Source organism: Enterobacter sp. JH25 (assembly GCF_021725435.1).
GTDB classification, from domain to species: Bacteria; Pseudomonadota; Gammaproteobacteria; order Enterobacterales; family Enterobacteriaceae; genus Enterobacter; species Enterobacter intestinihominis.
The window spans coordinates 3,973,851-3,997,412 of the sequence record NZ_CP091319.1; the positions used below are offsets into that span (position 1 = coordinate 3,973,851).

General features: G+C 55.7%; 29 protein-coding genes and 1 tRNA gene. 4 read left to right on the forward strand and 26 right to left on the reverse strand.

Going from position 1 to position 23,562, the window contains the following annotated elements; all coding sequences use genetic code 11:
* Positions 1–102: 102 nt before the first annotated feature.
* Complete coding sequence (gene mug, locus L2Y28_RS19035; RefSeq protein WP_022649450.1) at positions 103–609, reverse strand: G/U mismatch-specific DNA glycosylase; 507 nt, start codon at positions 607–609, stop codon at positions 103–105.
* 124 nt (positions 610–733) lie between these two features.
* Here mug and L2Y28_RS19040 point away from each other — a divergent pair.
* Positions 734–809, forward strand: a tRNA-Ile gene (locus L2Y28_RS19040).
* Between the two features lie 136 nt (positions 810–945).
* On the opposite strand, the gene L2Y28_RS19045 is transcribed toward L2Y28_RS19040, so the two are convergent.
* The 25 genes from L2Y28_RS19045 to L2Y28_RS19165 all read right to left on the reverse strand — a co-directional run bounded on the left by L2Y28_RS19045 (position 946) and on the right by L2Y28_RS19165 (position 19,261).
* On the reverse strand, positions 946–1,164 hold the full coding sequence (locus tag L2Y28_RS19045; protein WP_015386379.1) for a DNA-binding transcriptional regulator: 219 nt from the start codon (positions 1,162–1,164) through the stop codon (positions 946–948).
* A gap of 69 nt (positions 1,165–1,233) precedes the next feature.
* Entirely contained in the window at positions 1,234–2,334 is a 1,101-nt protein-coding gene (locus L2Y28_RS19050) for a phage late control D family protein (protein ID WP_023306984.1), read from the reverse strand.
* The gene (locus tag L2Y28_RS19055) at positions 2,331–2,816 is read right to left on the reverse strand and encodes a phage tail protein (protein ID WP_023306985.1); all 486 of its coding nucleotides are present in this window, start codon (positions 2,814–2,816) and stop codon (positions 2,331–2,333) included. Before L2Y28_RS19055 ends, L2Y28_RS19050 begins: the two co-directional genes overlap by 4 nt.
* Positions 2,816–6,259, reverse strand: a complete 3,444-nt coding sequence (locus L2Y28_RS19060) for a phage tail tape measure protein (protein ID WP_045265510.1) — start codon at positions 6,257–6,259, stop codon at positions 2,816–2,818. The genes L2Y28_RS19055 and L2Y28_RS19060 overlap by 1 nt, the downstream gene beginning before the upstream one ends.
* On the reverse strand, positions 6,252–6,371 hold the full coding sequence (locus tag L2Y28_RS19065; RefSeq protein ID WP_007848878.1) for a GpE family phage tail protein: 120 nt from the start codon (positions 6,369–6,371) through the stop codon (positions 6,252–6,254). Before L2Y28_RS19065 ends, L2Y28_RS19060 begins: the two co-directional genes overlap by 8 nt.
* Before the next feature lie 14 nt (positions 6,372–6,385).
* On the reverse strand, positions 6,386–6,688 hold the full coding sequence (locus tag L2Y28_RS19070) for a phage tail assembly protein (protein ID WP_007848877.1): 303 nt from the start codon (positions 6,686–6,688) through the stop codon (positions 6,386–6,388).
* Between the two features lie 54 nt (positions 6,689–6,742).
* Positions 6,743–7,258, reverse strand: coding sequence for a phage major tail tube protein (locus L2Y28_RS19075; protein WP_007848874.1), 516 nt, complete (start codon positions 7,256–7,258; stop codon positions 6,743–6,745).
* A 9-nt stretch (positions 7,259–7,267) separates the two neighbouring features.
* Complete coding sequence (locus tag L2Y28_RS19080) at positions 7,268–8,440, reverse strand: phage tail sheath protein (protein WP_023306987.1); 1,173 nt, start codon at positions 8,438–8,440, stop codon at positions 7,268–7,270.
* A gap of 133 nt (positions 8,441–8,573) precedes the next feature.
* Positions 8,574–9,032, reverse strand: coding sequence for a tail fiber assembly protein (locus tag L2Y28_RS19085; RefSeq protein ID WP_370875762.1), 459 nt, complete (start codon positions 9,030–9,032; stop codon positions 8,574–8,576).
* On the reverse strand, positions 8,999–11,245 hold the full coding sequence (locus tag L2Y28_RS25595; RefSeq protein ID WP_309446550.1) for a phage tail protein: 2,247 nt from the start codon (positions 11,243–11,245) through the stop codon (positions 8,999–9,001). The genes L2Y28_RS19085 and L2Y28_RS25595 overlap by 34 nt, the downstream gene beginning before the upstream one ends.
* A complete protein-coding gene (locus tag L2Y28_RS19095; protein WP_023306990.1) occupies positions 11,242–11,847 on the reverse strand; it encodes a phage tail protein I in 606 nt (201 codons plus the stop codon). Before L2Y28_RS19095 ends, L2Y28_RS25595 begins: the two co-directional genes overlap by 4 nt.
* On the reverse strand, positions 11,840–12,748 hold the full coding sequence (locus L2Y28_RS19100) for a baseplate assembly protein (RefSeq protein ID WP_023306991.1): 909 nt from the start codon (positions 12,746–12,748) through the stop codon (positions 11,840–11,842). Before L2Y28_RS19100 ends, L2Y28_RS19095 begins: the two co-directional genes overlap by 8 nt.
* The gene (locus tag L2Y28_RS19105; protein WP_023306992.1) at positions 12,735–13,094 is read right to left on the reverse strand and encodes a GPW/gp25 family protein; all 360 of its coding nucleotides are present in this window, start codon (positions 13,092–13,094) and stop codon (positions 12,735–12,737) included. The genes L2Y28_RS19100 and L2Y28_RS19105 overlap by 14 nt, the downstream gene beginning before the upstream one ends.
* Positions 13,091–13,669: a phage baseplate assembly protein V gene (locus L2Y28_RS19110; protein WP_023306993.1), complete on the reverse strand. Its 579-nt coding sequence runs from the start codon at positions 13,667–13,669 to the stop codon at positions 13,091–13,093. Before L2Y28_RS19110 ends, L2Y28_RS19105 begins: the two co-directional genes overlap by 4 nt.
* Positions 13,670–13,737: 68 nt before the next feature.
* Complete coding sequence (locus L2Y28_RS19115) at positions 13,738–14,184, reverse strand: phage virion morphogenesis protein (protein WP_023306994.1); 447 nt, start codon at positions 14,182–14,184, stop codon at positions 13,738–13,740.
* Positions 14,177–14,608, reverse strand: coding sequence for a phage tail protein (locus L2Y28_RS19120; protein ID WP_023306995.1), 432 nt, complete (start codon positions 14,606–14,608; stop codon positions 14,177–14,179). The genes L2Y28_RS19115 and L2Y28_RS19120 overlap by 8 nt, the downstream gene beginning before the upstream one ends.
* A complete protein-coding gene (gene lysC / locus L2Y28_RS19125; protein WP_223195361.1) occupies positions 14,571–14,819 on the reverse strand; it encodes an Rz1-like lysis system protein LysC in 249 nt (82 codons plus the stop codon). Before lysC ends, L2Y28_RS19120 begins: the two co-directional genes overlap by 38 nt.
* Positions 14,704–15,132: an Rz-like lysis system protein LysB gene (lysB, locus tag L2Y28_RS19130; protein WP_023306996.1), complete on the reverse strand. Its 429-nt coding sequence runs from the start codon at positions 15,130–15,132 to the stop codon at positions 14,704–14,706. The genes lysC and lysB overlap by 116 nt, the downstream gene beginning before the upstream one ends.
* Entirely contained in the window at positions 15,129–15,644 is a 516-nt protein-coding gene (locus tag L2Y28_RS19135) for a lysozyme (RefSeq protein WP_023306997.1), read from the reverse strand. The genes lysB and L2Y28_RS19135 overlap by 4 nt, the downstream gene beginning before the upstream one ends.
* Complete coding sequence (locus L2Y28_RS19140; RefSeq protein WP_014884902.1) at positions 15,625–15,840, reverse strand: hypothetical protein; 216 nt, start codon at positions 15,838–15,840, stop codon at positions 15,625–15,627. The genes L2Y28_RS19135 and L2Y28_RS19140 overlap by 20 nt, the downstream gene beginning before the upstream one ends.
* A 3-nt stretch (positions 15,841–15,843) precedes the next feature.
* Positions 15,844–16,047 (reverse strand): tail protein X, encoded by a 204-nt coding sequence (locus tag L2Y28_RS19145; RefSeq protein ID WP_000868184.1) that lies wholly within the window; start codon positions 16,045–16,047, stop codon positions 15,844–15,846.
* Entirely contained in the window at positions 16,047–16,514 is a 468-nt protein-coding gene (locus tag L2Y28_RS19150) for a head completion/stabilization protein (RefSeq protein WP_045265511.1), read from the reverse strand. Before L2Y28_RS19150 ends, L2Y28_RS19145 begins: the two co-directional genes overlap by 1 nt.
* A 98-nt stretch (positions 16,515–16,612) precedes the next feature.
* Positions 16,613–17,266 carry a phage terminase small subunit gene (gene gpM, locus L2Y28_RS19155; RefSeq protein ID WP_006777754.1) on the reverse strand — a complete coding sequence of 218 codons (654 nt, stop codon included), beginning with the start codon at positions 17,264–17,266 and terminating at the stop codon, positions 16,613–16,615.
* A 3-nt stretch (positions 17,267–17,269) separates the two neighbouring features.
* Positions 17,270–18,418 (reverse strand): phage major capsid protein, P2 family, encoded by a 1,149-nt coding sequence (locus L2Y28_RS19160; protein ID WP_023306998.1) that lies wholly within the window; start codon positions 18,416–18,418, stop codon positions 17,270–17,272.
* A 15-nt stretch (positions 18,419–18,433) separates the two neighbouring features.
* Positions 18,434–19,261: a GPO family capsid scaffolding protein gene (locus tag L2Y28_RS19165; protein WP_023306999.1), complete on the reverse strand. Its 828-nt coding sequence runs from the start codon at positions 19,259–19,261 to the stop codon at positions 18,434–18,436.
* 149 nt (positions 19,262–19,410) lie between these two features.
* On the opposite strand from L2Y28_RS19165, the gene L2Y28_RS19170 reads away from it, so the two are divergent.
* From L2Y28_RS19170 to L2Y28_RS19180, 3 genes are all read left to right on the forward strand, one after another.
* Complete coding sequence (locus tag L2Y28_RS19170) at positions 19,411–21,174, forward strand: terminase ATPase subunit family protein (RefSeq protein ID WP_023307000.1); 1,764 nt, start codon at positions 19,411–19,413, stop codon at positions 21,172–21,174.
* On the forward strand, positions 21,174–22,223 hold the full coding sequence (locus L2Y28_RS19175) for a phage portal protein (RefSeq protein WP_006777758.1): 1,050 nt from the start codon (positions 21,174–21,176) through the stop codon (positions 22,221–22,223). Before L2Y28_RS19170 ends, L2Y28_RS19175 begins: the two co-directional genes overlap by 1 nt.
* 540 nt (positions 22,224–22,763) lie before the next feature.
* Positions 22,764–23,504, forward strand: coding sequence for a DUF4145 domain-containing protein (locus tag L2Y28_RS19180; protein ID WP_045265457.1), 741 nt, complete (start codon positions 22,764–22,766; stop codon positions 23,502–23,504).
* Positions 23,505–23,562: the final 58 nt, after the last annotated feature.

Consider the following 23,562-nt stretch of genomic DNA (forward strand, 5'->3'; position numbering starts at 1 on the left):
TCCTGAAATGAAAAAGCTCCCAATCGGGAGCTTTTTTTGTTTATTCCCTCTCCCTGTGGGAGAGGGTCAGGGTGAGGGTGAGGGCATCAGGCCGCAGAGGAGCTAAAGCCCCCTCACCACCAGCGCTTCATCAAGTTCCCGATACGCCTCCACCAGCTTGTCCAGCGTCGCCCTGTTCAGCCCGCTCGGATTCGGCAACACCCAAACCTGCGTTACGCCAATGGTAATGTTCTGCTTACCCCACTTCGCACCGCGCTGGCTGAACGCCTGCTCGTACGCCTGTTTGCCGAGGATCGCCAGCGCCGCGGGCTGGTAGTCTTCAATCTTCTTCACCAGTTCCCGCCCGCCAGTACGCAGCTCATGCAGATTTACTTCGCTCGCCTGCACCGTTGGACGCTCGACCAGCATGGTGATGCCACAGCGCGTATCCAGCAGCTGCTGCTCTTCTTCCGGCTTAAGCTGTTTGTCGGTAAAACCGGCCTGGTGGATCACCTTCCAGAAGCGATTTCCCGGATGAACAAAGTGAAAACCGGTGTGCGCCGAGGACTTGCCCGGGTTGATTCCGCAGAACACCACCCGCAGGCCAGGGGCCAGAATATCGTTGATCATCTCTACTCCTGTCTATGCATCTTAAGATAAGTATAAAGGATTGATTATGCGTTGTTTATAAAAACAGCAGGCAGGTGTGAATGGCTGGATTGATGAGGGGAGTTACTTTATAATTCACCGCCACGGCCCCTTAGCTCAGTGGTTAGAGCAGGCGACTCATAATCGCTTGGTCGCTGGTTCAAGTCCAGCAGGGGCCACCAAATTTTAGCTTTAGAATCATATAATTAAGCCACTCTCGCGAGTGGCTTTTTTGTTTATAGTTTCATCATTGGCAGCAAAATGGCAGCAGGGAATAAGCTGCCACCAATAAAAAACCCGCCGAAGCGGGTTAGTTTGTCAAAAATTCATGTGTCCCTGACCACTGTTTAAAGGGTGCGGAGGCACATGATCGACCTGTCCGGGTGTTACGATAAAGCGCACTACGGTTTCATGAGTAACAAAAGTGGTTCCACAGTTTATGTTTTGGCACTGGCAATAACGCTCTTTCGTATTATCTGATACACGAAAGCTACTGCGAGTATGTGCCGCGTGTCCGCATTTCGGACAATTCATCATAACCGTTTCTCCCCAAGTCATTACCCGCAATCCCATAATGATACACGAACATCCATTTTGTGAACATTATCATTCCATTTCTAAATCATCTATCTTTACCTCAAGCTCCAGAGTCGTAGTGAAACCATTATCTGCATTGACACTATGCGTCAGGGTGGTAATGGTCCATTCGGCATCATCAATGGGCTGTTTAAAGCCGCTCACCTTCACCGGCATTTCGGTATACAGATCAGCCCTTCCCTCTGCGAGCTGCAGGGAGAATGTTGCCACCCCGCGCTGCAGGCGCTCCCACTGCATCTTTGCCGCTCGCTCTGCATTGCTGCGGTTTGCATAAGTTCTGTTGAGTACAAGCACGTTTTCATCCGTTCCAACCAGGTAATCTCCCTGTTTTGCTTCCGGCTCCTTTGCCGCAGTGGTTTTTTTTCGACGGCGCCTAACCTTTGCAGTCTCTTTTTTCTTTGGCTCACGGGTATGGAGCCAGCTGGCAATTACCCCCGTATAGGCATCGCGATCAGCCAGAGTAAAACGATGACCGTCACCGGCCTGGCGGGTTATGGTGATAACCGGCAGCGGCTTACCGCTTGCCGTTCTGCCCTGCCCTTGGCGGATAAACAACAGATTGCCGTCCTTAACTGAGGCTATCGCCCCATACTGCCGCGCCAGCTTCATCAAAAAGCTGGCGTCGCTTTCATTAGTCTGGTCAAGATGATCGACAGGCTTGTCCAACAGGTCCTTTCCCAGCGCCATCTTTAATTTATGCCTGCCAGCGATTTCCTTCACAACTTCGCCCACCGTTGTCTGGTGCCAGGACTTTTCACGCCGCGTATTCAGGGTTTCACGGAAATCTGCACTACGCGCGCGGATTGTGAGACGGTCAGGCGCGCCGCTGTGCTCAATCTCATCGACAGTAAACGCCCCTTTCGGAAAAAGCGGCTGACCTTTCCACCCCAGCGCAAACTGAATAATGGCCCCCCGACGCGGCAGAACGATTAGCCCGTCCGAGTCGTCCAGTTCCAGATCAAGCTGGTCCGCTTCAAAGCCCCGGTTATCCGTCAGCGTCAGACTCATCAGGCGCGCATCCAGCACGGTAGTCACATCTTTACCTTCAATGATGATACTGAAACCGGGAGTTTTGCTGTTCAGGTTCAGGAGATCAGAGCTGAAATTCACTGCAGTAACCCTCCAACCGTATTTTTCATATTGCTTATCGCAGAGGTGGCAGATTCCTGCAAATTACTGAGCTGGTCGCTGAGGCTGCCGAACATATCAGACAGCGACTCATCCACCCGTTTCAGGCTCAGCGAAAATTCGATGCGCCGGGGCATACCGCTCTCAAAAAATTCTGTTTTTGTCTGGCTCAGACTCTCGATCACAAACATGCCGTAAATCGTCCCGCTCCCCTCAATCAGAGGCCAGGCTTTTCCCAGCTCCGCCATCTGCTCCAGCGCCAGCAAAGACAACCTGCCGCCGGTAATCTCCGGCAGCAGGACGCCGGACAGAGTAAGCGTATCGTTATCCGGTCCAAGAAACTGCGTTGACGGGCGCCGGTTAACCCGGCTGTTGGCTGCGTGCCGCCAGCTGCGCTGATACTGCAGCTCCTGATAGGGCACTGTTCGCAGCATGAATACGTACAACCCCAGCACCATCATCATTATTCGTAACCCCCTCGATCACTGAAATTACTGCGTGTTTTTGCCCTGGCCCTGCGCTCACGCTCATCAAGCTGCCGGGCCACCTCGCGGGCGATATCCTGCGCGCTTTGCCCTGGCTGCGCGACAATATGAATTGGCGCGCTTATCTCGTACTTAATTACCTGCGGCTGTCTCTCTTCCTTCGGCGACGGCGCCGGTTGCGTCCTGACAGGCACACTGTACGGATGAAGTGGTGCGGCTTCTGCCGGGGCAGCCGCCAGGCCCATTACGCCAGCGACCACGGAAGCGAACACCTTCTGGCGCATAGCCATCGGGTCAACCCTGTTATCCGTGATTTCCGTAATGGCCGGTGCTGGCATGACGGCAGCAGCGATATCAGCCAGCTCCGCAGCACGATCCCGACCAGGAAGTTTTACCGGGGCGTTAACAATCTCAGGAGGCAGTATTAACCTGCTTTCAGGCCGTTGATCCGGGCTGGCTGTTACATCACGAACGGGGCTTACTGTTGCCGCCAGTTTCACCAGTTCAGTAGTGCGATTGATTACCGGAATATTTGCCGGACCGTTCACACTATCAGGCGGCAGAACTATCCCGCGTTCAGGACGTTGTTTAGCGCTGGCCGGTTCCGTCCGGGAAGGATTGAGCGTTGCCGCCACCCTCGCCAGATCAGCAGTCCGTTTCCTGCCGGTGACATTGGCGGGTCCGTTAACAATCTCTGGGCCATTCTCACCCACGATGCCGAACTGGCCGCGCGGAATGGTACCGCCACTGTCGTACATTCCAGCAAAACCCATCGTCGGGAATCCGCCAGGCGGCAGCACCACTTTACCGTCTCTGTTGACCGTAGCTGGCTGCTGCCGCGTGACCTGTTCAGGAAGCTTCGCTTTGGCCGCCTCCTTGCTGACAATGCCGAGTTTTTCAAGCAGCCAGGACACGCCCGATTTAAGCGAATCCAGCGGGTGCATGACCATGTTCAGCCCTGCCGCCAGCGCTTCGCCAAACTGCCGCCCCATCGACGCCGCGCTTTGCAGTTCTGCAGAGGTGGATTTAACCGGCGTCAGCAGATCAGTAAACCAGCCCCACAACGCCTGGACCTTGTCACCTATCCACTGGAAAACAGGCTGCAGTGGCTCAAACGCCGCACTGATAGGCGCAGCTGCAGCTTTGAATCCTTCAACCACTCCACCTAAAAATGCGCTTATCGGCTGCCAGTATTTCCAGACAACCAGCGCCACGCCAGCCAGCGCCGCCACGACCAGACCTATCGGACTAAGCAGGGCGCCCAGCAATCCAGAAATCCCGTACAGCGCAACGCGAAGGAGAGCCAGCGGGCCGGACGCCAGAAAACGAAGCACGCCACCGGCTGCGGATAATCCCCCGCGCAACGCGGCCAGCGGATTCATTACCATGCCGATAATGTTGCGAATACCAGACATTCCGCCGCGAAGGACAGCAAGCGGCGCACCGGCCAGCGCTTTCAGCGCATTGCCAGCCAGCCCGGCAGAACGGCGCAGGGAGTTAAGGGGAGACGTCAGCAATCCGGCGCTGCTGCCGGATGCCGCCAGGCCACGGCGCAACAGGGAAAGCGGCGCATTTGCCAGCCAGGACAGCGCACCGCCGGTGCGGGTCACTGCAGACATAACGGATGGGAGTGTTTTTACACCCAGCACGGACAGGCCTAAACGGATCACCGCCAGCGGCCCCAGCACGGCAGCCACGGCCACCGCCAGCGTGCCGAGTACAACGGTTATCGCAGCAGTGGCAGCCGCCACTTTCATCAGCGTGCCCGCCAGCTGCGGGTTAGCCTCAACCCATCGACGCAGTGCCCCGGTAACGCTTTTGACGTACCCCATGATATCCATCAGCGGCTGGCGCAGGGTTTCACCCAGGCTACTGAAAGCGTTCTGCGCGCCCGTTTTAACAAGCAACCACTGCGCGGAAAGTGAATCCTTATTGATATCGGATTCTTTCTGCATGGAGCCGTTAGCCTCAGTGCCTGAGGTAAGTTTCAGCTGTCGCTGCAGCTCCGGCAGGTTATTTGCCAGCTTCGCCGCATCGTCGCCAAACTCCTTGCCAAATATCATCGTCATGGCGGACAGGCGCTTGTCCTGCGGCAGTTTGTTAACCTTCTCCAGCACACGCTGAATGGTCCCCATTGCGTCCTTTGTCATCTGCTTTTCAATCTCTTCTGGATTGAGTTTCAGCAGATCCATACCTTCCATGAACCGCTTGCTCTGCATGGTTGCAATCGACAGTTCGCGCACCATCGCATTTGATGCGCTGGCGGCAATTTCAGGCGCGGCGCCCAGAGACAGGAAGGTGGAACCCAGCGCGGCCGCCTTGCGGAAATCAAGCCGGTCAGCCACGCCGCCCATGCGCTGCAGCACATTGATGATATCGCCGCCCTTAGACATGGCGTTATCGTCCAGGTAGTTCAGGGCATCGCCAAGCTGTTCAATATTGCGGGTCGGCACTTTATAGAGCTGCGCGATTTTCCCCAGCCCCTCCGCCAGCTCATCAGCGGGCAGCTCGAATGCCGTTGCGGCCTTTGCTGCAGTGGATGCAAAGGCCAGCAGGTCACGCTTCTGGTCTTCGTAAGAATCGTTCTGGTTTGTCACGCCCATGCGGGCGCCACCTTCAACCAGCGCGGCATAGTCGATGGCGCCATTCTCCATCGGCAGCTGTTCACTGGCGGCCTTGATGGCATCCTGCATGTCATAAAACTGCTTTGTGCGGTTGCCGTTGTCGTCCCGCAGCCCGTTAACCTGCTTTGCCACGCCTTTCATCGCATCTTCCATGCTGGCATAGCTTTTAACGGCAGCCATCACCGGCGCACCCATCGCCAGCCCGGCGGCAGTCGTCGTTGCTCCGGCGCCCGCAATACGATCCCGCACCTCAAGGCGCCGCGAATACTGATCGCGGACGGCGTTCATACGGGCCTGCTGCTCGCCCAGGCGTTTAAGGGATTTCTGCTGTCGGTCCAGCGCCTGCCGGGTTTCGTCGGCATTCTGCCGCAGCTCCCGCTGCGCACTGCTCAGCTTTTTGGTGTCCAGCCCGGCCTCATTGAGCGCAAGACGCTGACGCTGCACCGACTGACGCAGGCCGTTGTATTTGCTCTGCAGCTCGTTAACGCGGTTTTTTGCCTGCTCCAGCAGACGCGCCTGCGCCGCCGTCGGCCGGTTAGTGGCCGAGAACTGCGTGGCAAGCTTCGCCGCTTCTTCGCGTGCGGCTTTAAGACTGTTGCCGGTGACGGCCAGCTGCGCGCTTGCCTTGCGGAAACCGTCAATACGGCCCGCCTGGGCGTCCAGTTCTTTTAATCTTGCGCGGCTTTGCTGAATGGCGGTAGCCAGCTCTTTAGAACTGGCCTGCGCTGATCGGAATGGGCGGGTGAGTTTATCAACCGCATTTAGAATTACCTGCAAACGCAGGTTAGTGTCACTCATCGCTGGCCCCGCTTCTCTGAATCGCTTTATGCCGCCACTCCAGCACTTCGGTCAGCGGCATAACGTCAGTGACGGACGGCGGCCAGTGAAAAATGGTGGCGATATCAGCCACCAGGTCTTCTACCGTCAGGCTGTCGGCAAACCGGCAAGCACCGATTTCTTCAACAAAAAAGTGACCACCTCAACCGACAGCGCGGTGAGATCGGCGGGGTCCATTTCAGCCATTTCCTGAGCGGTCAGCGCGGGCGTGGAGATGCGGGGAATAATCGTCATCATCGCGCCGACGTCCATATCCATGATCGCCTGCAGACGAGTGCCACGCAGCGCGCCGGACTGCGGCTTGCGCAGCACAATTTCGGCAATTTCGGTTTTACCGCGTTTGATTGGGGTGTCCAGCTGTACGGTTTTTTCAGTCAGTTGTTCGCTCATTGTCATTTCCTGTTAATAAGGTACTGGCGCGGCTGCCCGCGCCTTTAAAGTAGATCAGAGGCCCAGGGCGTTGCGGTGCTCTTCCATCAGGTCCACGCCATCAACGATTTCAATCATGTTGATCACATCAACCTCATAGAGCACCTCGCCGTTAATGGTCAGCTTCGCGTAGCTGTTTGTGCTGCTGACTTTTGTGGTGTTGCTCTCCCCGGTTTTCCATTCGCCGGAATCGACTTCTTTATGTCGCCCGCGCACAACCAGCTCAACGGCCTGCACTTCGCCGGTATCGTCACGCTGAATGGAGCCGGTGAAACGCAGCTGGATACCGTCAACGGTGGCTTTACCCATCTGTTTGAATAACAGCAGTTCGGTGCCACCGATTGAAAATTCCGTGTCCAGCGCGCCATCATCCAGCCCCAGATCAACATCAGCCGAACCGGGCATACCGCCGCCGCGATACTTTTCAAACTTGCGGCCGAATTTAGGCAGGGTCAGGGACTCAACAATCCCCTGATAGTTATTCCCGTCGTTAAACAGGTTCAGGTGTTTTAACTTGCGTGGTAAAGCCATATTGTCCCCTTACGCGCTGACCTGGCTGGAGAAATCCAGCAGATACTGATCGGTGATGCGCTGGCGCAGCATCAGGTTTTCCAGAGGCGGTACCGGCGTATAGTCGTAATCGATAGTGAGCTTCCCGGCTTTCAGGGAATCTTTATCGTTTACGGACTCATCCAGCCAGCAGTCGGCGCCGATGATGTAGCCCTGCGTTTTCAGGTTGCGCAGTTTGGCGCGAATACCTTCGATAATGTCGCGGGCCAGTGACGGGTTAAGCACGCCATCCACCGCCCACATATGCGCTTCGGCGATGGTGTCAGCCAGTACCTGAGCGGTGCGGGTGTAGTTTTCAAAGGCAAACAGTGGATCGTCACTGAGGCAACGGGAACCCCAGAAGCGGAAGCCGTCTTTGCGGATCAGCGTGGTGACATCGTTCTGGTTCAGCAGCCCCGCATCGGTTGCCGGGTCCTGCAAATCCCAGAACACATCAGCAGAAATGCCGGTGACGCCGTTCACGCCCACGTTGGACAGGGTTTTGTGCCAGCCGGTCTGCTCGTCAATTTTGGCGCGCAGGCCGAGCGCACGGGCGGAGGCGTAAGCCGTCGCATCTGCATTCAGCACGGTGTCAAAGTTGATGAAGTCAGGCCAGATCAGCATCCCCTCGCGCTGGCTGAAATTGTCACGGTAGGCAATCGCTTCTTCCACCGTTTTGCAGCCGTAGGCGGACAGGTAGGCAAACCCGCGCAGACTCTGCGCCACGCTCAGCAGCTCAGTAGCAACCGCCTGCGTGTCGTGTCCCGGCACGCCGAGAATACGCGGCTTGACGCCGAGCTGCGACTGCGCCGAAAGCAGCGCTTTCATGCCTGTTTTTTTACCGTCAGCGGTCACGCCGCCGATAATGTTGGAGGTGGTTTCCGCTTCGGTTTCGCCCTGCGCCACGCGCACAACGACGGTCACGGGTTTAGCCTGGTCTGCAATCGCATCCAGCGAACGGGCCAGCGTGCCGGACTCTCCCGCTTTGCCGCTGGCGGTCAGCACATCGGTCAGCAGAACCGGCTTGTTGAGGGGAAACATAGACGCATCAGCATCATCGCCGGTGCAGACCATGCCCACGATGGCGGTGCTCACCGTGGTAATGGATCGGGTGCCCTCGTTGATTTCAACAACGCGCACCCCGTGGTGGTAATCCTGAGCCATAAGGCAGTCTCTCCGGTTTACAGGGGGTACGCCTATGTTCTGGTTGATATGCGTGCGGCGCACGCGCCGGGCTATGTGTGGTGAATGGTACAATGGAAGGGGTAAAAAAATCCCCGCAGGTGCGGGGACAGGATTAATCTTCGGGAGGTTCAGGCCAGTTAATATCCGGCGCTTTACTGGTATCCACACGGTTAAGCAGGACGCGGTATTTCTTCCACTCGGTGAGTGCGACAGTTTCTTTTGTCGTCGCAATCCCCAAATCAACTGCATCCTGCAATGGAGCAATCTCAGCATTAGCCATCTGCATCAGACGTAACTTTTTGCTTTCCGCCTGCGCAACGAGTTCCTCAGGTGTATAGTCGGGCTGATCTATTAGTACAGGGCCAGCAGGAGTATGGTTAATGTATTTTCCCCGCTCCTGACCGAGGAACAGTGCGGCGTGCTCTTCCTCGCTGACGGGTATCAGGTCAGCGGGAATATCGTTTCCCTTAAGTTCATCTGTACTCAGCCAGAAAAAACCTTTTGCCGAATAGCTGTAGTAATATTGTCCAGTCATTATCAGTACCCCAGTGCAAACCATGAAATGCCGTATGCGGTATCAGCGCCAGAGTTCGCTTTGCTGGCCAGATAGAATTGCGTTTTGTTTACCGGATAACCATAAGCGTTATCAATCGCGCCGCCCTGCCCATCCTTATTTGTGGCAAAGACGGCAAAGCAGGTGTCATTGAATGCCCGTGGGAACGAGTAGGTTCCCCTGGCATTATCCACATTACCCCACTGCATAATCAGCCCCGTTGACTCATCACGACTCCAGCCTGAGAAACCTAATGTAGCCGTGTTTTTCTTATTAAAATTGCTGTTAACCCAGTCTACCGTGGCACGCACATTAATATTTGCGTCGCGAGTAGCGAGTTGACTATTAACCCAGTCTACCGTGGCACGCGCATTAATATTTGCGTCGCGAGTAGCGAGTTGACTATTAACCCAGTCTACCGTGGCACGCGCATTAATATTTGCGTCGCGAGTAGCGAGTTGACTGTTAACCCAGTCTACCGTGGCACGCGCATTAATATTTGCGTCGCGAGTAGCGAGTTGACTATTGAGCCAGTTTGTTAGCGCCCCACCCCATGCGGAGCCACTAATATCTCCGTTTGTGTTTAAAACAGCCTCTCCAGCTTTAATTAATGCCGGAGAGCGCAGCTCACCTGTTGCAACATCAAAAACCCAAAGTTTATCGTTAACCTCAAAATCTGTTTTCGCATGGAGCACAATCTGTGGGAAATTCGGCTCACCTGTAGTGAGTAATCCCATTGACACAGCTACCGGATAACCCGATTGAAGGCTTACAATTTGCTTCCATAAAGGAAAGTAATTGTTATCATTATTTTGACGCACTATTGCCGGGCTATAAAATGGTGCTCCGCTGGTAAGTTGAGAACCAAACCCTCCAGCCCCCTCTGTCGCGTTTCCGGTTGAAATAGCCTGAAAGATTTTTGTCAGTACCTTTTCGTGATGCTGTAATTCATTTTCCGAAAAATACCCGGCAAGAACACTATTTGCCATCAGCGCAATGTTACCGTCACCATTTGACTTAAACCCTGAATCGCTGTCACCGATGGCAATGGAATTTCCACCGAGCGTGTTCTCGGTAGCCACACCAAATGAAGATGTTCGTGTCAGACCAAGCGGTCCTTCCATGTTGCCACCGGACTTCTGAATAGCACCGTCAGCTTTTTTTACCGTTTCTTCCAATTGAAGGTATTGTAGAAGGGCTGAAACGCTTTTCCCGCTGAGGTTAGTCAAAGTGGCATCGAGAGGCTGTTTCCCCGCCAGCGCGTTCATCACCGTTGTCGCAAAGTTAGGATCATTTCCCAGCGCTGCCGCCAGTTCATTGAGTGTATCCAGCGCCTCCGGCGACGAACCGACCAGCCCCGCAATGGCAGATTTCACAAACGCGGTAGTGGCAATCTGCGTATTATTCGTTGACTGAACAGCAGTAGGAGCCGTTGGCTTTCCGGTCAGGGCCGGGCTTGCCAACGGTGCTTTCAGTGCCAGCGCATTGTTAATGGTGGTACTGAAATCCGGATCATTATTGATAGCTGCCGCAATTTCTTTCAGCGTATCCAGCGTTGCCGGTGCGCCACCTATCAGGGCAAGAATAGCGGCCTGTACAAAGGCTGTACTGGCAATCAGGGTGCTGTTGTTTCCTGCCGGTGGCGTTGGCGTTTTAGGCATGCCTGTCAGAGTCGGACTGTCTTTTGGTGCATACTGCGAATGAGGATCAACAGCAGCAAGATGCTTTGCCATCAGGTCATCCACATACACCTTAAGTTCCAGCACCTTGTCATCCACATATTTGCGGGTTGCCAGAACCACAGCGGGGTCAATTTTCAGGGTGATGTTATCGGTGCTGCTGGTAATCAGTACCATTCGCACGGTCTGCGTGCGCCCGCTCCCTTCCGCCAGCTGCGGCTTGTAGCTCTCAGGGCAGTTACCGACGGCAATCAGAGCGCCGGTGTCATCAAACAGACCTACCTCACGAATCCACCAACCGCCCTCAGTTTCGGGGATCACCTGCTCAGCAATAATCTGGCTGCTGTTCTGCGGATCGATGTACAGCATATTGAGGGAAGCGCGGCGTTTTTCAGCAACCAGCGCTGTCTGCTGCGCGCTTGGAGTCGGCAGCACGCCGCCACCGTCGCCCACCGCCATCTGGGTAATTTTCAACGGGACACCGAGCGCGGCGGCGCTTGCCAGTTTCGCCGCGCCGATATCCGTCAGCAGGGTATAAAATTTTGCGCTCATGGATTCACTCTCATTGTGTCAATAACATGGACCGCCCCGCCCTCGTAAGCGGTGCCGCCAGAAATAATGGTTTCGTTGATATACGGGTAAATCGTGATTTCCTCGCCGGTGTAGGTGGCTGCCCCCACAAAATAGGGACCGCTGGTCTGCAGGTTGATGGACATGCCGATCAGATGGCGGCTACACGGCTTGGCGTCACCGATCAGGCGCTCCAGTTCCAGATAGGTTTCTTCCGTGATGCCCTGATCCTGCACGCCAATGTCCAGGCGAAACGTGCCCGGTTGCTCGCCGGTCTGCCACCACTCAATGATGCGGATCAGGAAGCCGAACGGCTCCACCACGCGCCGCACGGCGCTGGTTGTCCCCTTGTGCTGATGGATGTAGAAAGCATCCTGCACCACGCGGCGCTTGACGTTTTCCGCCCAGCTTTCGTCCCAGCGATCAACGGAAAACGCCCACGCCAGATACGGCAGAAAGCTGACCGGACACGTTGCCGGGTTCCACAAATCGCGCAGCGGCACCTGCAGATCGGAAATACCGCTGCAGGTCTGCGCCAGTCGGCGCTCAAGCGGAGATGAACCGGGCGGCAGAAGGCTATTCATCCGTGCCCCCGTTGGTCACGCTCCATTCCGTACAGGACGCCGCCTGCGTCTTATCCAGCACAACATCTGCCAGCGGGGAGGCCAGCTCCACACGCTGGACGCCCTCAACGTGCAGCGCGGCATAAATCGCGCTGCGACGGATATCACGGCCCAGCCGTGTCTGACTGGCGATGTACTTTTGCAGGCTGGCTTTTGCCGCCGCCATCACCGGCTCAGCTTCCGGCCCCGGGTAAAGAAAAATCGTCGCATCCACGCTGTACGGGATTATTTCGGCACTGCGCACCGTCAGGCGGTCTGCCACCGGACGCACGTTCTCGCTGTTAAGCGCCTGCTCCACCACCGCCAGCAGATCAGCCTCTGCCGTACCGTCACCCTCACGGCTCAGTACGGTAAGCACCACCTCCGCCGGTGCCGGGCTGGTTGCGCTGGCATCTGCCACGCGCCCGTCCGCGCTTCTGGCGTGAAATTCATAGGCTCCCGTCGGGCCAGCAACCGACAGCCCCTCAAACGCAGCAGGGATGCGCTGGCGCAGCGCCTCATCATCTTCCATCACGGCGGCGACCGGCGGTACTGCATCATTATCAGCAGGCACTACCGTCAGGCGTTTCACGTTGCAGTTGGCTGCCAGCTGCTCAAGATCATTTCCCACCGAATAGGCCACCATCACCGCCTGCGCAGCCTCGTTAATACGCTGGCGTAGCAGGATTTCGCGGTAGGTGCTTTCCTGCAGCAGCTTGGTGACGGGTTCAGATTCCAGCGCCAGCGTGCGCCGTACGGCGTCCTGCTCATCCGCCGGATAAAGGGCCACAAAAGCGGCCTTACGCTCAGCCAACAGCGTCTCAAAATCCGGCACGTCCACTATCTGCGGCGCGGGCAGCTGGGAAAGGTCAATCACTGCCATTGTCTGCTCCTGTTGATACCGAAAGGGAAACGGGCGCGCCGTTGTTGCGCTGGCCGGTAAGCTCAACCACCATGGAGCCGTCAAAATTACTGCTGATGGTGATGGAATCCAGCGTAAGCCGTGGCTCCCAGCGACTCAGGGCCACATAGACTGCAGACATGACCTGCAGGCGTAGCGCCGGGTTCTGCGGCTGGTCAATCAGGGCGGACAGCAGGGAACCATATTCCCGGCGGGCGATCCGGCTGCCCTGGGGAGTCAGCAGAATATCCCGCACTGACTGGCGCAGATGGTCCGTATCAGTAATAGCCTTGCCGTTGCCCTGGCTCATGCCGATATACAGCGTCATACCGGGCCTCCTGACGTATCGCCGCCTGACTTCACGCCGGTGTGACCGTGTTTATCCACCACGATCCCGTTGGAACTCATCGCGCCGCCGCCCTGGGTGACGCCGCCATTGATCACCATCTCGCTGTTAATGCGCGTGGTGTCAGCCTCCACCACAAACTCACTGGTTTTGAGAGTGATATTGTCCGCCGCTTCGATCACCATGGATTTGATGCCCCGGACATGCCACCGCCCGGTGGCGGGTTCATACTCAAACCAGCCCCCGTCCGGGTACTCCGTCACGCAACCGTCCACGGAGTCCGACGGCGGCGCAAACTGATTGGAGTAGATGGCGGGCAGCACAAAAGCGGTTTCCAGATTGCCGCCCATGCTCAGCACCACCACCTGCTCATCCGGCGACGGGCACCACCATGTACGGGCACCACCGGCACGCAGCGTCAGCCAGTTAATCCAGTTGGTTTCAAGCTCGCCCACTCTCACCCGGCACAGCCAGTTTTCCCGGTCCACTTCGGTCACGGTGCCGGTGCGGATCAGGTTGGTGATAAGGCGCATAATTTCGGTCAGTTGTGCATTCATAACGAAAGGTTGCCATCAGAGGGAAAAGGGAGGCAGTGCGGGCGCTTGTACCAGCGGTGGCACAAAGATCACCCCGCCAGCCAGCGCAGCAGAGCTTCACGGGTGATGGTTTCCACCTCATCATTCACGCCCAAAAGGCGGCGCTCTGCGTAGCGGACCTCCGGGCCTTTTCGGCTGACGCGATCCCGCAGGCCGTAATGGTGAACACGGGCAATGCGCTGCACCTTGCCATCAAACTGCACGCTGGCGGAGTCCGCACTGGCGGTGGTTTTCAGGTATTTTGTGGTGCGAAGCTTTGCAAACATCTGGCGTTTGATGCGCCCCTTCTTGCTGCGGGCTGTCACCCGGCGCGGCTCATAGCCGCTGCCGTCAGGATTACGCTGCAGCCTGATATTTTGCTGTTGCGACCGGCGCAGCTCCTGCGCCAGCTGTCGCATCATACGGTTGCGGGCTGCCGGTTCCAGATTCGCCAGCAGGGCCGCCAGCCAGTCATCCACCCTCTGCAGGTCATCCACGTTTCACCGTCCACATTTCTTCGGGTACGTCGGGTTCCGGCACCGCTTCAACGCTCGATACGGTGCCGTCTGTGCTGACAATCACGCGCTCCGTGAGCTGCAGATTGAGGCTGATATCACACAGATCGTTGCTCAGGATATCGACGTCAAAGGTAAAAAGTTTTTCGCGCAGCTCCGGGTTGTTGATAGCGTCCGGTTGATTGGTCATTAACCAGAGCAATACGGGCGCCATCACTAAATTCTGGTTGCCGCTAAAGTCTTCAATCACCACATTCAGGGTGTAGCGATATTCCCATGACATTGAACGGGCGCCGGTTGCGACCAGCGAACCGTTATCAACAAAAAGGTGCAGTTTGTCCGGGCTGTCACGGACATACGCCACCGATTTATTCAGGGCGTTGCGTAAGGACTGCGGCTTGTTCACTGTCTCGCTCCTGACACGCTATGATCGTGTCCACTTTGTCGGCACATACTGCCCAGGCGGCCTCAGTCTCATCCAGCACCTGGTTCAAATCCCCATTACTGCGCGGCGCTGACCTGTCCAGGCGGCATTGCGTCACTTTTGGACAACCACTCACGGTAAGCTGCACCTCCGGCGAGGGCCGGGCGCTCCCGCAGCCGGATAATGTCAGCAGGCAAAGGAGTGTCAGCCCAGCGGCGTAAATCCTCGTTTTCACGTTTTAGCTCCTCGATCCGGCGCTGGCGACTCCGCAACAGCGAGGAAGTCTCCTCCGCTGCAGCATAAAGTTGCATCTGCGCCCGGCTGTTGGTTTCGGTAAGAATGGACAGGCTGATGAGCTGGCTGTTTTTCTTCGCCAGCTCCTGCTTGTTCTTTTTAAGCGCCTCAGCCTGCGTCCCGATGGTGTGACCGGCATTGTTAAGCCGCCATGACTGCCAGCCCAGCAATGCCAGCACCAGAGCCAGGATCACCGCCAGCGCGCGCGTCATGCCCCTGCCCCTTTAAGACACCAGGCAAGCTCACGGGCGCGCCTGTTTTCCAGCCCTTTATTCCGTTGACCATTTACATAAATCCAGCGGGGGAGCTGGTTGCACGCCTGCCACCATTGCTGGCGATTGATGTAAGAAACCATTGTTGACCGGCAGATGGCCCCCGTTCCGACATTAAAACCGATACTGATCAGGGCATCGTAAACATGCTGAGGTGGCTTAACCTGCAGGCAGGCTTCAATCCTTTTTTCCGTCAGCAACACGTTATTAATCAGCCCCTGCGCGGCCTGTCGCTCCGTTATGGTTTTGCCCGGTACTACCCCGGACGTATTGCCGATCCCGTCAGTCCATACCCCGGCGCTGCACTGGTATGGCTGGAGGCGACACCCTTCGAAATCAGCAATCAGTTTCAGCCCCTCGACGGAGGTATGAAGCGACTGAAAGCCCGGCAGCGTGGCGGCAATCGCCAGCACCGCGCCGACCAGGCAACGCTTAACGATTGAAGGACTCATATTCCCCCCTGGATATTCTGCCGTCCCGCAGCAGCTGGTAGGCTTTCCAGCGTAAATAACAGGTCACCGCTGCAGTAATAATCCCCAGCGCAAGACCGGTGATGGTCGACACATCTTTAAGAGACAAATCGCCGAGCCATGCCAGAAGCAGGGCAACGCAGTAAGTGATAAAGGCGCTGATTCGTTCAAGCGTCATAGTTCAGTCCCATAACTGGACAGTCTGCGCAGTGGTTGACGCCGTAATGTCCGGCAGCTCCACCTGCAGCCCGTGCGGTAAAAAGGGGCCATACTCAGCCAGCCCCGGATTCGCCTGCAGCACCTGTTCAGTGACTCCCTGCGTGCGCCCGTAATGGCGCCAGCAGAGTGCGTCCACCGTGTCATACTGATGCGCACGCACTTTCATCAAATCAGCTCCACCGTCATATGCGGCATATCGCGCAGGCGGGACTCCGCCCAGCGCACATCGCGCCACAGCTCGCCTAAGGTTTTTTCGATATCTTCAGCTTTCTTGCTTCCGTCGCCGGTTGCGTCAAAATCGCGATAGCGCTCAACCAGGTTTGCTTTTGCCCAGCAAAACACCGCACGGCGATACAGCATGAGCCGCTGGCTTTCGCCGTCGATCACATCTGCAGGGACGTCGGCCAGGCTCGCATACCCCTGCGCCCGTTGTTTCTCGCGGAACTCATAAAGATCGGCGTTAACTTCAGCAATCGCTGTCAGCAACGCCAGACGCAGGCGCGGATCGGTGACACTCCCATCCATGCGCATATCACGGCGGAACTCTGAAACCCTGACATCAGGCCAGAAACTGGTGTTTTTAATAACGTCCTGGGTACTTTCCCCGGCCTGTTCCGGCGAAACGAATTGCATATTTCTGGCACTCCCAAATAGTTGGGCGGTGGACGGGGTTTTGACGCGGCATAAAGCCTGTCGCCACCCCGTGCCGCCCCGCGCGTTGGCACGATTCGTTAAGCCGACATTGCCTGTCGCAATCGGCTTTCAAGCTTGTTGATTTCGGTTTTGACGCCAGAACTGTTATCCAGCTGCAGGGCACGCTTCAGATGGTTAAGTGCCGCCACTGCCTGATCGTTATCCCGCAGCGCGTAGCCCATCGCCTTATGAAGTCGGGCGCGTGACTGATCCGGCATATCCTGACCTTCAACGATATCGAGCACCTGGGTAAGAATGGCGGCACTGAATGATTCACCGGCAGAAAAAGCGCGCATTGCCGCGTCGGCAAACTCTTCCGCAACAGCGGTCCCGCAGGTCCGGTTGAATCGCTGCGGCAGGACCCAGCCGTGTTTAATGGCATGGCGGGCAATGTCCAGCGCGCCGGTATAGTCTCCGGCATCAATGCGCCAGATCATGACGTACATCGCCACGTCGTCCTGGCCTGACGCGTCAGCATCCAGTAAACCGGCAATCCATGAGGCATAAGCGGGAAGAAACTCACGTTTGAGCTGAGCCTTGCGCTCATTTGACTGGACGGTTTTAAGGCGCCTGCGGTGTTCTGTCAGCTGTAACAGCATCTGGTTGTAGCCCGTCAGGCTGGCATTACTGCCGCCCTGCCGGGCGGCATCCTGTGCCTGTACATACTGAGTGTGAGCACGGAACGGATTCATTTATCACGCTCCGGCGCCAGCACCGCCAGCTGCCTGCGCATCAAGCGCGCCTTTCACCGCTGCCGTGACGATTTCCTGGATGGTTTCAGTTGTCAGCGCCGGGCTGGCATTGCCACCTGCCTGCACGGGCAACAGTTCGATATTCTCAACCAGGCAAACGCCGTCGTAATCTTCGACAACATACGCCTCGTTAACGGACTCGAAGTTCTCCACGCGGTCACGCTTCGGATTGTCGATGACCGAACGGCGGCGGGAGCCTGATTGCCAGTAAATAGACAGGTTATCCAGGCGGGTGATCAGCATGGCATTCGCCGGGAAGAACGGCGCACGAACGGCCGGGAGGTTGCCGATACGCTTCTGGCTGACGATAAGATCTGCCGCCAGCGTTTCGCTGTTTGGCTGGTCACGGTTGACGATCGGGAAATATTTATCCGCCAGCAACTGGCGCCCGACGATAACCACAAGCTCCGTATCTTCCTGATACCACGGCGCGATTTTCTCATTCACGGCGCCCATAACCAGCGCGTCCAGATTCAGGAAATCACCGCCTTTACCGACACGGATAGTCTGAGAAACTACCTCGCCTTCGGACACGATCTTATCCATCACCTGAACGGGTTTCTCCTGGCGGATTTTTTCCAGCCAGCCGATATTCACATCCTGCAGCAGTGGATAGGTCGCGCGGTCTGACGTTTTTTCACGCTTCACGCCGTTGAAGCCGATCATGATGCGGTCAAGCGCCTGGCGGGTAATGATGGCGTCACGGATGCGCGTCTGGAAGTCCTGGAATTTGGCCCATAAATCCAGCTTCGCATAGGGCAGCGCCGTATCAGAGTTGGTCTGGGTACACTTGTACCCTTCACCGTCGATGTAAGTCGGATCAACGGGTTCACGGTCTTTCTGGGTGGTATCAGTATTTCCGGCAATACTGGAACCAATACCCAGCCCCAGACGCTCGCCGGACTGCTCATCAACCGGGATAATGTTGATTTTCTGCAGGAACGAGGAAGACTCCTGGATTTTCGTTTCCAGCGTCTGCGCCACTGACGGCTCAGCCGTATATTTCGAGGCGATATCGCTCACAGATACGCCGTTGAGTTTGGCGAGCTGCGTCAGATAGCCGTTGTATTTAAAACGTGTCTCTTTTTTCATTGTGCTTTTGCTCCGTCAGCAATCGGTGGTTTGTTCTGCGCCGTTATTGCCGGTCGCATTAGGGCGGCGTTCGCTGCGGCTGTCCTGGGTGGAAAGCTGCTCACGCAGGGTGGAGAGTGCGCTGGTTGTCTCATCAACAACCTTTTGCATATCGCTCAGCTTGTTGCTGAAATCGGCCTGATGGGTGCTGACCTGCTCCGCCAGCGTCTGATGCTCACGCGCGATGGTTTCAACAGCCTGATTAACATCAGCAAAGCGGGCGTTATCATCGGCGCCTTTGCGGGACAGCAGCTCTTTCACGCGGGTAAACAGGCTGGTTTTTTCCGGCACGTCCTCAAACTCGATCAGCGTTTCAAGAGCAGCGGTAAACAGGTTGTCTTTGTCCAGCTTGCGGCGCGCCAGGGGGTTATGTTCTGCGCTGGCGCTGAACTGCAGCATTTCAGTGCCGAGGCTTGCCGGATCGTCAGTAACCGCCAGACCAACCAGATAAGCGGAGCCGGTATCGGCAAAGCTGGTGTTAACTTCCATTGAGGTGAAAAGCTTCTGCCAGTTACCGGTCATGGTGACCAGATCGTCCGTCGGGGCAATCCAGCCATACAGCGCCATCTTCCCGGACAAAGCCCCTTCGGTGATTTCTTCCGCTTCCAGTTTTTCCACCATGCCAAAACGACGGAAAGGACCATCAGGGGTAAAACCCTTGATGTGTTCCATATTGATCAGCGCGGTGTATACCTGCGGGTTATAGCTCGCCGCCATCTGGGTGATCCAGTCACGTTCAATAACGCGCCCGTCAGTGGTGGCCCCTTCGACCCCAATACGAAAACGCTTAGATTTTTTTGCCATCGGTCCGGCTCCGGTTAGTTAGTTCGTAACACGTTCAGAGCCTTATGTTTGCGGTGATAGGCGCGTGTAAACAACGCGTTGGGCTTGTGCGAACTCCCACACAATGCGAAGCCGGGGAAAGTGCTGATTTGAGGCCGTATGTTTGTGCCATGACAACACTGACCCCCGCAGACCTCGATCCCCGTCGTCAGGCAATGCTGATGTACTTTCAGGGATACCGCGTAGCCCGCATTGCTGAAATGCTGGGCGAGAAAGTTGCAACCGTTCACAGCTGGAAAAAACGCGATAAGTGGGGCGAATATGGCCCACTGGATCAGATGCAGCTCACCACCGCCGCACGTTATTGCCAGCTCGTCATGAAGGAGCAGAAGGAAGGAAAGGATTTTAAAGAAATTGACCTGCTGGCGCGTCAGTCCGAACGACAGGCCAGGATCGGTAAATTTAACAATGGCGGGAATGAAGCAGACCTGAACCCCAACGTGGCCAACCGCAATAAAGGCCCGCGCAAACCGCCGGAAAAAAACCTGTTTACCGACGAACAGGTCGAAAAGCTGGAAGAGATTTTCCGCGCCGGTATGTTCGAGTACCAGCGCCACTGGTGGGACGCTGGTATCAAACACCGTATCCGCAACCTCTTAAAGTCACGCCAGATCGGTGCAACCTACTATTTCGCCCGTGAAGCGTTAATAGACGCCCTGACCACGGGGCGAAATCAAATCTTTCTGTCAGCGAGTAAAGCGCAGGCGCACGTTTTTAAACAGTACATCATCGACTTCGCAAAAGAGGTGGACGTTGAGCTGAAAGGCGATCCGATGGTGCTGCCTAACGGCGCCTGTCTTTACTTCCTCGGTACAAATGCCCGTACCGCGCAGAGCTATCACGGCAATCTGTATCTTGATGAGTATTTCTGGATACCGAAATTCCAGGAGCTGCGCAAGGTGGCCTCCGGTATGGCGCTGCACAAAAAATGGCGTCAGACCTATTTTTCAACACCTTCAAGCCTGACGCACAGCGCCTACCCGTTCTGGTCCGGCGCCCTGTTCAATAAAGGGCGCCCGAAAGCCGACAGGGTAGAGTTTGACCTTTCTCACAGTAGCCTGGCGCACGGCGTTTTATGCCCTGACGGCCAGTACCGCCAGATAGTCACCATTGAAGATGCCGTAAACGGCGGGTGTAACCTTTTCGACCTGGACCAGCTGCGCCTGGAGTACAGCCCGGACGAATATAACAACCTGCTGATGTGTCAGTTTGTTGACGATCTGGCGTCCGTGTTCCCGCTGGCGTTGCTGCAGTCCTGCATGGTTGACAGCTGGGATGTGTGGGACGATTTCGAACCGCTTTTACTACGGCCGTTTGCATACCACCCTGTCTGGATCGGCTATGACCCGGCAAAAGGAACGCAGAACGGTGACAGCGCCGGTTGCGTGGTCATCGCGCCTCCCGTCGTCCCCGGCGGTAAATTCCGTATCCTTGAGCGTCACCAGTGGCGCGGGATGGACTTTCGCGCCCAGGCCTCAGCGATTGAGGAAATCACCAGACGCTACAACGTGACCTACATCGGCATTGACTCGACCGGCGTTGGCGATGGCGTTTACAAAACGGTTAAGCAGTTTTTCCCTGCCGCGCGTGAGTTTGTCTACAACCCGACCGTAAAAAATGCCCTGGTGCTTAAAGCCTACGACATCATCAGCGGGCGCCGTCTGGAGTTTGACGCGGGGATGCTGGATATAGCGCAGTCCTTTATGTCCATTCGCCGTTCAACCACCGCCAGCGGCAACCGGCCAACCTACGAAGCAGCCCGCACAGAGGAAGCCAGCCACGCGGATTTAGCCTGGGCAACCATGCACGCACTTTATAACGAACCACTGGCAGGAGCTTCCGCCAGTACCAGCAACATCGTGGAGATTTTTTAATGGCTAACCGCAAAAACCGCAGCAAGGCACCGCGCGGCCAGACCGCCACCGATACGGCCAACATGGTCAGTAATGCACATGCGGAGGCGTTTACGTTTGGCGATCCGATCCCCGTGATGGACCGCCGGGAGTTATTTGATTACCTGGAGTGCGTGCAGGTAGACCGCTGGTACGAACCACCGATCAGCATGGATGGCCTGGCGCGAACTTACCGCGCCGCCGTGCATCACTCCAGCGCTATTCAGGTAAAACGCAATATTCTTACCAGTACCTTCATCCCTCACCGCTGGCTGTCTAAACAAGCCTTTTCCCGGTTCGCCCAGGACTTTCTGGTATTCGGTAATGCCTACCTTGAAAAACGCATGAACCGGTTAGGGCAGATCATGGAGCTGCGCGCCTCGCTTGCCAAATATACCCGTCGTGGCATTGACCCGGACACCTACTGGTTTGCACAGTATGGCTACAACTCACAGCCCTATCAGTTCGATGAGGGAAGCGTGTTTCACCTGATGGAACCCGACGTTAACCAGGAGCTTTACGGAATGCCGGAATACCTCTCCGCCATTCCCTCCGCCCTGCTGAATGAATCGGCCACGCTCTTTCGCCGTAAGTATTACCTTAACGGTAGCCATGCTGGTTTCATCATGTACATGAGCGACCCCGCCGCCGATCAGAAAGACGTGGACAACATACGCGAAGCGCTGAAAAAATCGAAAGGGCCAGGCAACTTCCGCAACCTGTTTATGTACAGCCCGAACGGCAAGAAAGACGGCATTCAGATCATCCCGCTGTCAGAAGTCGCAGCGAAAGATGAGTTTCTTAACATCAAGAATGTGAGCCGTGATGACATGCTGGCAGCTCACCGCGTGCCGCCGCAGCTGATGGGGATTATTCCAACGAATACCGGCGGGTTCGGTGATGTTGAAAAAGCGGCGCGCGTTTTCGTTCGCAACGAACTTACCCCCCTGCAGGGCCGCATCACAGAAGTTAACGAGTGGCTGGGTGATGAAGTGATACGCTTTAACCCATACCTGACCGATGAAGACTGACGCGCAGCTGGTCAGCCTTTGATATCAACCGCCCTTCTCCGGGCGGTTTTTTTATTCCCTTACGCCCTGCCCCACCATCAGAGCGCCTCAGCGCCTCGCTGCGCGCTCTTGCCCTTCACTCACATGACGCCTCACAATTAAACGCAGCGCATCACCACGACGCAGGCGCGCACGACCAGCCCCAAAAAATGACCATGCCCGCCCAACATTGAGGCGCCAAAACCGCGATTAACCCCAAAACCGCGCGCTCGTAGCCCCGCCACGCCTGCCCGCTTTACGCAGTGGTTTTCATGCACCTGCAAGACTTGAGCATTAGCCCGCCATCTCTGGCGAACCTTACCTAAAACGATCCTCAAACGATCATGCGAATTCATGCAGCATAGACATGCAAAGGGTACTGGATAGTGAAAAATGCACGACATGTCGTAAGTCCTGACGTATGGATCTTTTTAAACAACCTGTTATGGCATATTTTAGACCGACCCCAAAACGGAAGCGTAGATTAAAGAATGTACGCAAAAAGAGATTAGGAGCACGAAGATGCCTCTCCATAAATTTTCTGGAGCATTTTTCAAAGATATGCAGGTTGAATGGCCTTGCCCAGAATGTGGTCAGAAGACTCTAGAGATCATCCAAGAAACTTTCTTTGTTAATGACACGCATGACACCAATAAACACAGCCGAGAAGATTGGTTCGAGCCTGAAATGCATCGAGCAATTTTTAGCTGTACAGCTCGCTGCTCAAGGAGACAATGTGGTGAAATTGTGGCCTGTTCTGGTGATAGTGGGTGGGAGCGGAGAGGATGGGACGATCCGGATGATGATGAAGAATATTACCAGTGGTTTCACCCTAAAACCTTTTTCCCTTCATTACATCCTTTTGAACTACCGGCCAAGTGCCCCGAGGAAATAACCGATCCTCTATTGGCTTCTTTTTCTATATTTCTTATGCAACCAAGCGCTGCCGCCAACCTTATCAGAATCTCAGTGGAAAGGATGCTGACAGCAATGGGGGTGCCAGAGCATAAAAAAACAGGCTGGCGCATCGGACTCAAAGAGCGACTTGAAAATTTACCAGAAATCTATGCAGCATATTCAGGACAACTTATGGCAATAAAATTTCTAGGTGATGCTGGAAGCCATGATTACGATAAGGTCAAATTGAAAGATATTGAAGATGCGTTTGAAATAATGGACCACGTGGTAAATGATTTATTTTCGGGGCGAAAGGAATCGATTGAAATTCTGACTAAGAGATTAAGTGAGAAATTCAAACAATAATGAGAGGCTATGGTGGTTCGCTAACTTCTTAATATCAGTTTTGAACCACCTTACCCCA

Coding starts and splice junctions, on each gene's coding strand:
- mug (WP_022649450.1), bottom strand. CDS start 609: ATGATCAACGATATTCTGGCCCCTGGCCTGCGGGTGGTGTTCTGCGGA.
- L2Y28_RS19045 (WP_015386379.1), bottom strand. CDS start 1,164: ATGATGAATTGTCCGAAATGCGGACACGCGGCACATACTCGCAGTAGC.
- L2Y28_RS19055 (WP_023306985.1), bottom strand. CDS start 2,816: ATGATGATGGTGCTGGGGTTGTACGTATTCATGCTGCGAACAGTGCCC.
- L2Y28_RS19060 (WP_045265510.1), bottom strand. CDS start 6,259: ATGAGTGACACTAACCTGCGTTTGCAGGTAATTCTAAATGCGGTTGAT.
- L2Y28_RS19070 (WP_007848877.1), bottom strand. CDS start 6,688: ATGAGCGAACAACTGACTGAAAAAACCGTACAGCTGGACACCCCAATC.
- L2Y28_RS19075 (WP_007848874.1), bottom strand. CDS start 7,258: ATGGCTTTACCACGCAAGTTAAAACACCTGAACCTGTTTAACGACGGG.
- L2Y28_RS19080 (WP_023306987.1), bottom strand. CDS start 8,440: ATGGCTCAGGATTACCACCACGGGGTGCGCGTTGTTGAAATCAACGAG.
- L2Y28_RS25595 (WP_309446550.1), bottom strand. CDS start 11,245: ATGAGCGCAAAATTTTATACCCTGCTGACGGATATCGGCGCGGCGAAA.
- L2Y28_RS19095 (WP_023306990.1), bottom strand. CDS start 11,847: ATGAATAGCCTTCTGCCGCCCGGTTCATCTCCGCTTGAGCGCCGACTG.
- L2Y28_RS19100 (WP_023306991.1), bottom strand. CDS start 12,748: ATGGCAGTGATTGACCTTTCCCAGCTGCCCGCGCCGCAGATAGTGGAC.
- L2Y28_RS19105 (WP_023306992.1), bottom strand. CDS start 13,094: ATGACGCTGTATATCGGCATGAGCCAGGGCAACGGCAAGGCTATTACT.
- L2Y28_RS19110 (WP_023306993.1), bottom strand. CDS start 13,669: ATGAATGCACAACTGACCGAAATTATGCGCCTTATCACCAACCTGATC.
- lysB (WP_023306996.1), bottom strand. CDS start 15,132: ATGACGCGCGCGCTGGCGGTGATCCTGGCTCTGGTGCTGGCATTGCTG.
- L2Y28_RS19135 (WP_023306997.1), bottom strand. CDS start 15,644: ATGAGTCCTTCAATCGTTAAGCGTTGCCTGGTCGGCGCGGTGCTGGCG.
- L2Y28_RS19140 (WP_014884902.1), bottom strand. CDS start 15,840: ATGACGCTTGAACGAATCAGCGCCTTTATCACTTACTGCGTTGCCCTG.
- L2Y28_RS19145 (WP_000868184.1), bottom strand. CDS start 16,047: ATGAAAGTGCGTGCGCATCAGTATGACACGGTGGACGCACTCTGCTGG.
- L2Y28_RS19150 (WP_045265511.1), bottom strand. CDS start 16,514: ATGCAATTCGTTTCGCCGGAACAGGCCGGGGAAAGTACCCAGGACGTT.
- gpM (WP_006777754.1), bottom strand. CDS start 17,266: ATGAATCCGTTCCGTGCTCACACTCAGTATGTACAGGCACAGGATGCC.
- L2Y28_RS19160 (WP_023306998.1), bottom strand. CDS start 18,418: ATGAAAAAAGAGACACGTTTTAAATACAACGGCTATCTGACGCAGCTC.
- L2Y28_RS19165 (WP_023306999.1), bottom strand. CDS start 19,261: ATGGCAAAAAAATCTAAGCGTTTTCGTATTGGGGTCGAAGGGGCCACC.
- L2Y28_RS19170 (WP_023307000.1), top strand. CDS start 19,411: ATGACAACACTGACCCCCGCAGACCTCGATCCCCGTCGTCAGGCAATG.
- L2Y28_RS19175 (WP_006777758.1), top strand. CDS start 21,174: ATGGCTAACCGCAAAAACCGCAGCAAGGCACCGCGCGGCCAGACCGCC.
- L2Y28_RS19180 (WP_045265457.1), top strand. CDS start 22,764: ATGCCTCTCCATAAATTTTCTGGAGCATTTTTCAAAGATATGCAGGTT.